The sequence below is a fragment of the Methylophaga sp. genome, assembly GCF_030651745.1.
On the sequence record NZ_JAUSCC010000153.1, the window covers coordinates 1 to 5,933 of the forward strand.

At 45.5% G+C, this 5,933-nt stretch carries 8 protein-coding genes; 2 read left to right on the forward strand and 6 right to left on the reverse strand.

Annotation, left to right across the window (positions count from 1 at the left end):
* Positions 1 to 240 precede the first annotated feature (240 nt).
* From Q7V21_RS17840 to Q7V21_RS17855, 4 genes are all read right to left on the reverse strand, one after another.
* The gene (locus tag Q7V21_RS17840) at positions 241 to 531 is read right to left on the reverse strand and encodes a hypothetical protein (protein WP_304918582.1); all 291 of its coding nucleotides are present in this window, start codon (positions 529 to 531) and stop codon (positions 241 to 243) included.
* A complete protein-coding gene (locus tag Q7V21_RS17845) occupies positions 528 to 1,058 on the reverse strand; it encodes a hypothetical protein (RefSeq protein ID WP_304918583.1) in 531 nt (176 codons plus the stop codon). Before Q7V21_RS17845 ends, Q7V21_RS17840 begins: the two co-directional genes overlap by 4 nt.
* Before the next feature lie 113 nt (positions 1,059 to 1,171).
* Positions 1,172 to 1,954 (reverse strand): hypothetical protein, encoded by a 783-nt coding sequence (locus Q7V21_RS17850; protein WP_304918584.1) that lies wholly within the window; start codon positions 1,952 to 1,954, stop codon positions 1,172 to 1,174.
* Positions 1,955 to 1,987: 33 nt separating this feature from the next.
* On the reverse strand, positions 1,988 to 2,401 hold the full coding sequence (locus Q7V21_RS17855; protein ID WP_304918585.1) for a hypothetical protein: 414 nt from the start codon (positions 2,399 to 2,401) through the stop codon (positions 1,988 to 1,990).
* 248 nt (positions 2,402 to 2,649) lie between these two features.
* Here Q7V21_RS17855 and Q7V21_RS17860 point away from each other — a divergent pair, with 248 nt between their 5' ends.
* Complete coding sequence (locus tag Q7V21_RS17860) at positions 2,650 to 3,588, forward strand: hypothetical protein (RefSeq protein WP_304918586.1); 939 nt, start codon at positions 2,650 to 2,652, stop codon at positions 3,586 to 3,588.
* A gap of 5 nt (positions 3,589 to 3,593) precedes the next feature.
* On the opposite strand, the gene Q7V21_RS17865 is transcribed toward Q7V21_RS17860, so the two are convergent.
* Both Q7V21_RS17865 and Q7V21_RS17870 read right to left on the reverse strand, forming a co-directional pair.
* Positions 3,594 to 4,004, reverse strand: coding sequence for a helix-turn-helix domain-containing protein (locus Q7V21_RS17865; RefSeq protein WP_304918587.1), 411 nt, complete (start codon positions 4,002 to 4,004; stop codon positions 3,594 to 3,596).
* A gap of 215 nt (positions 4,005 to 4,219) precedes the next feature.
* Positions 4,220 to 4,888 (reverse strand): metallophosphoesterase, encoded by a 669-nt coding sequence (locus Q7V21_RS17870; protein WP_304918588.1) that lies wholly within the window; start codon positions 4,886 to 4,888, stop codon positions 4,220 to 4,222.
* Positions 4,889 to 5,501: 613 nt separating this feature from the next.
* On the opposite strand from Q7V21_RS17870, the gene Q7V21_RS17875 reads away from it, so the two are divergent.
* Positions 5,502 to 5,816, forward strand: a complete 315-nt coding sequence (locus Q7V21_RS17875; protein ID WP_304918589.1) for an aminotransferase class V-fold PLP-dependent enzyme — start codon at positions 5,502 to 5,504, stop codon at positions 5,814 to 5,816.
* Positions 5,817 to 5,933 lie beyond the last annotated feature (117 nt).

The following is a 5,933-nucleotide window of genomic DNA, read 5'->3' on the forward strand; positions in this document are numbered from 1 at the left end:
TGCTGAGGAGCTAAAGAGTGCGATTGAGGCCTTTATCGTAAGGCATAATCAGAAGGCTCAACCTTTTAAATGGCGCCGAAGAGAGGTACAGGGTAGTCAGATAAAAAATACAATAGCTAATTTACGCAATTAAACACTAGCATGCGGTTAATTAGGACTTTTCTTACAGGCAAATGCCCCCTCAGTGGGGTTATGCGACAGAAGATGCCAAGCCAGTCCATGGCTAATGCTCTCTAAGCTTTATTTCCCATCATCATCCGACGAATCCTCCTGTTTATCGGGGTCAGCTAAATAGTCAATCCCTATCAATTTGCATGCATTTATATATTCATTCAAATGATAAGAACACTGGCTAATCATCAGTTCCACTGGGTCATAGATTTCTGCCTCCGGATCATATAATAAATATTCATCAAATTGAAAATAAAAGGGGTGGCTCAATCCGGTAAAATAAACCCGCATACCCTCGTAGGCATCTGAATCAGAGGTATACCAAGCGCTAACGCCTTTATCAAAATCAATTAATTTCATAAATTCACCCTACCATCTTTATTTAATAACCAATAACCCCGTACCAATAAAATTGCCGAAATTACTAGCCAAGGAATAACGACATAACCGATGGGTAAATTTAAAATGTGGGCCATGACGTTAATAAAATTATTGTCCGTCTCTTTTACCCAGTTAACATTACCCTCCGCATACATAAGACCGGCTGAAACGCTGCCGGCAATAATCAGCGTTAGCCCATTTATCGTGAAAAAACTATTTATTAAGAGCCGCCGATGCAGTTGTTCCTGCGTGATTGAATCTGATTTTTCAGCAATTTTTTGACTAATCGCGTCCATCATCAGCGCTGTTTCCCTCATTGCATTGGCCGAAAAGGCCCTCTGTTCAATCAGCCGCTGCTGATTAATCGCCTCAACCGCATTGTTTCCAGCTGCCTCAATGCGGGCCGGCAGCGTATCAGTCGTATAACGGACATGTCCCAGCATTTCGACTAACATCCAGGCTGGGTCATCCGGCTTGATTTGATGGCTGCAAGCAAATTTCAACACATCGATCTGCTGGATTTTTGTCAGCTTATTGAGCGCCGATTCTTGGTGATTAGTACCGCCTTCCGAAGTGTCCGGCGCTCCTGCTGCACGGCTATGGGTAAACGGCCCACTGTTCATACCGCTTCCTCCGCTAATGCGTGTGTCGTTTCAGCCTTATCAGCGGGATGATCAGCCAGTAACAGATCCAGACTGCTGCGCGCCGCACGCAGCCAGTTATCGAGCTCGATCCGCAGTACCACGGGTAATTCGGCCGTTAACATTGCGTGCAGGGGCTGGGGGTCATTTTCTAATAGATCGATCAGCTGATGATGCAGTTCAGGAAAGAAGGCCTCGGCAAAACCGGCATTTATCCAGCGCGTGCGCTGATCTGAATTTCGCCAACGATCGAATGTCTCGTCCCGACCGAAAAATCCGTTTTTCAGGGCGATAGCCCGTGTGGCAAAAGCTGAGAGCCCTGAACCCAAACTCTGGTCAATCAGCGCGATGGAATCATTTTGGCGCGACAAACAAAAAATAACCTGAAGTTCAATCCCTAACGAGGCCAGCGTCAGGCTTAACAGTTCCTGAATCTCCCCAATGTTATTCAATCCGGCCGGCATGGGCATGACAATATCGCGACTCTCAATCGTTTCTAACGCTTGAAGCAGGCTGATCCAGCCGTCGCGGTCCGATAAATCAGCCAGGACCACGCCGGTATGATGTTGAAACCGTCTTGCCACATCCGGGTTAGCCTGGTCGGATTCGATCAGGGTAAGGCTGGTGCCCTGAGACAATACGGCACTGGCATAAAAGCTGCCGACGAGGGATTTACCCACTCCCCCTTTGGCACCATCAATAATGGTCAGTCGCCGTTTTTTGCAGGCCGGACGGGTTGAATCAATTAGTTTCGGTTTCATTATTTTTTCCTTTAGAGTGATTGATATGGGGTTTTAAAGTTTAAATTTCTCAGGATCAGTGCGGCCTAGGGCCACGATACCTGGGCCCCATGCCGGGGATGGCTGGGGTGGGATCCGTGGCTGCGTCTGATTCTGCGACCTGGAGCTTTGCACCGTTGTTTGCACCGTTGACGGTAAGCATGCCTCGGTGCGTGAGCTATTATCCTTGGCGAATAACGAGCCATTACCCCGGGCTAATAATATTTTATAGGCGTTGATCAGCGTGGGTCGCCGCATTGTCATTGCCTGGGCGATGGCGTCCCAGGTATAGCCGAGCTCGCGTGCGGCGAGAATGTCTGGCAATGCCTCGTTGACCCGCTGAATACAGCGTTTCTGAGGTTTGCTTTGCAACAGCTTACTGAGTGGATTGTCCAGATCTGCCTCGTCTGAATCTACCATTTCGCTCATCCTATAAATTCATTTTGAATAAATATAGCGCTTTAACTATACTCATTTTGTGATATGTTATTCATATTTAAACATTTTGAATCAAACCTTATCTCATCCCAAACTGTTCAATTCTGTTTCAAACAGTTTGAAACGGTTCAAATCGCAGGACTTATTTAATGTTGGCGTGGGTAAAGCGCTCCGCTTTTGATGACGATGAGGGTGGGTTTTGACCTTGATTAATCCGCAGTAACACGGGGAGAGAGAGCATGAAAACAGAACAAACAGTACGTCACTATCGACTTCGCGCGCAGCAACTCATTAAACGAGTAGAGCGCGACATTGGCAGTAATCAACCGACGCTTTACGAGGTGGCGCAGTGGCTCGTGGAAAAGCAAGCTGTCATATCGAAAGCGACCTGGCGGCAATACCGTGCGGCACTGATCTGTTACATAGAGGATGAGGTGAATCAGTCGACTGACGGACAACGTGCTATCGCGTTATTACGCGCAACGGATACCCGTCAGTGTAAATCCCACGGAACGCAAACCTCCGCAAAAAAACTAAAAAAGATTTCTTTAGCTGACCTTCAAAAATTGGTGGCTTATTTTTTAGTCAAGGAGACTACTCGGTATGGCACTGAAACCCTGGCCTGGTTATTATCAGGATTGTGGACAGGACTTAGGCCGGCAGAATGGCAGTCAGCGCAGTTTGTTAAAAACAACGTCGGCGAGCGGGCACTCTACGTTCAAAATGGTAAAAACTCTAACGGTCGGAGCCATGGAAACAGGCGAATAGTTGAGCTTTCCAATATGAATGAAGCTGAGCGGGAGGTGATACACTTGCACCTGTTAAATATAGCTACCAGCAAGAATGAGGGCGTTAATTTTGTTACTTTTTATAACCGATGCCGGGATTGTTTATATGGCGCAAACCTGAAAATTTGGCCCAATAGATCAAAATTGGTGAGCCTTTATTCGGCTAGACACCAATTTGCGGCGGATGCCAAGAGTTGCGGTTTAACGCAAACGGATATTGCCGCTCTGATGGGCCACGCCAGTATTGAAACAGCGGGCATTCATTATGGGCGACGCGTTTCCGGTCGGGGTGGATTAAAAGTTTCAGCCCATCCGGGGGATGTTGAAAAGGTGCGCGCGCTTAATGTCGACCGCCTTAAACCGGCAAGTTCGGGGCAAGGCCTGGGCTGAGACGACTATTTGTCGATGAGTTTATTGATGCGTTGTTGCAGTCCGGTTACCGCCAATTCAAGGTCGTTAATCCGCTTTTTCTCCCGTAGCCCCTGCAAGACCTGTTTTTGCTGATCTGGCCACAGAGCAGTAAAGAGTTTCAGTAAATCCAATTGAGTTTCGTCTAACTGCCGTTCCTCTAAACCTTTTGCCTCATTAAGATTTAATGGCGCTTGACCGGTCAACAACCAATCGAGAGAGAGGCCATTTTCAACCGCGTACTCTACACAAATTGAATACGGTACTGAATCTCGATTCCGCCAGTTGCCAAGGGTGGCTCTATTAACCCGGAGCACTCTGGACAGGGCACTGTCTGAGGCGACACCCGCAGCTAATTGCAATCGATCCAAAACCGCGGCGGCGGAAAAATTGTTCATATTGAATAGTATTAACGGACTCTTTATTAATTTTGAGGGCTTACTTTTATTCTATTTGGATTTAGATCTTACCAAATTTATTCAAAACTAATATAAATAATTCTTCAAACAAGCATTCATGTTGGAGGATGTATAATTTTACTGCATCAAAAAACGGGATGATCCTCGCTAAATTACGTCCGTTTGGATGCAGCGCGTGTGAATCGGCGACGATGTCATCTTCTCATCAATTGCTCACCGGCAAGATTAGTGACACCCCCGATAGCAACGCCGGTCACGTCAATGCCGCTAGGTAATTTGTCACGATAATAAACGTGATGGTGGCCGTGAAATACATGCTTAACACCAAGTGACTCAGCCAGCTCATCAATAGCTTTAAAGCCGAATTTATAGCAGCTCGGCGCTTCATGAGTGACCAATATATCAGCTCTAATCTTCTTCTTCATTGCTTCAAACTCGTGATGCCAGATAGCATTATCCATGTGAAGCGGAATTTTCTTTACTCGGGGCTGAGAAGCAAGCCACTCTTTTTTAGTTTTCCATTTCGGTGGCTCATCCGGTTTCCAAACCCGCTGCATAAAAATACTACCCAGCCCCGCAATTCTGAGACCACCAATTTTCATTACTTTTAGATGTAAATTGTTATATGACAACGCGGAGTGAAACAGATTTTCGTATTCTGCAGTAGAGTCAAAATCATGATTGCCAGGGATCCAATAAATCTGCGTCATGCCGATAATCGCCTGCAGATAACTTTCCAAAGGTAATGCTAAATTGTAATCGCCAAGCAGTATCACCGCCTCTGGACGGTGCAGGTGTACCGCGCTAATAATATTTGCAAAGCAGCCGTGCGGGTCGCCGCAAAAAAGAATGTTGTTTGACATTGTGTTAATCCGCCTCAAACAATAAGAGCCGTTCTATAATTAATCATATTTACTGACAATCAGTGGTAACCCAAACTAATTCATCAATTCATCAATTTCAATAAGAAAACCGTTGTCTTTACCCGCTTTTCAATTTAATGATTCAGGCTGTTTAGGTATGACCTGAAGTTACACCATGAATAATAAAACAATCCGGATTTCAATCGGCCGCCGGTAAGACTATTGCTGCTTTGCCGGGGCCGTAATCTGTATCTAGGATTTGGTTGTCAGCGCCCAGGCCAGCGGATTCATCCATGCCTTTAGTATCCTCGACTTAAGCAAAATAGTGAATTACAAATTATCTATCCTCGGCTCACGATCCAGGCTTTTTAACGACGTCTTGGCTATTTTCCTTTAGCCAATCGTCCCTATTGAAACGCTGATTGATGGGTATTATCCTTTAAATGAAAGCCTAACCTTGTTAAATAAAACCACTCAATCCAGCTTTGGAAAAATTCTTCTGCATGTCTAATTCAATGGCTCAGTTTAAATGACCTTTATCATAAGCAATACTCATGAGTATCGCGTGATAGAATCATCCTCCAATATTAAAGCAGTGAAAAGTTAGCTTAACTTGAATACTAAAATTTATCTAGACTATGCCGCCACAACGCCGATGGCACCTGAAGCATTGGAAGCAATGCTGCCTTACTTATCGAGCACAGGTGTATTTGGAAATCCTGCTTCGATTCAACATTGTTTTGGCGAGGCGGCAGAATCGATTATTAAAAATGCCCGCCGCTTGATAGCAGATCAATTTGGAGCTAATCCTAATGATTTCATCTTCACTTCCGGTGCAACCGAATCGAACAACTTGGCATTAAAAGGAATAGCACTAAGCAATCGAAGCAAAGGAAAACACATCACCCCCTGTGCCAATATGACCTGAGACACCTACCCCTCGGAAATTAGAGTATAAAGGTAGGTCAGAATCATGAGCAAATCGAAAGCAGAGACAATGGAATCACCACAATTAACTGCGCCGGAGGTCGCGTTGGAAGACGCC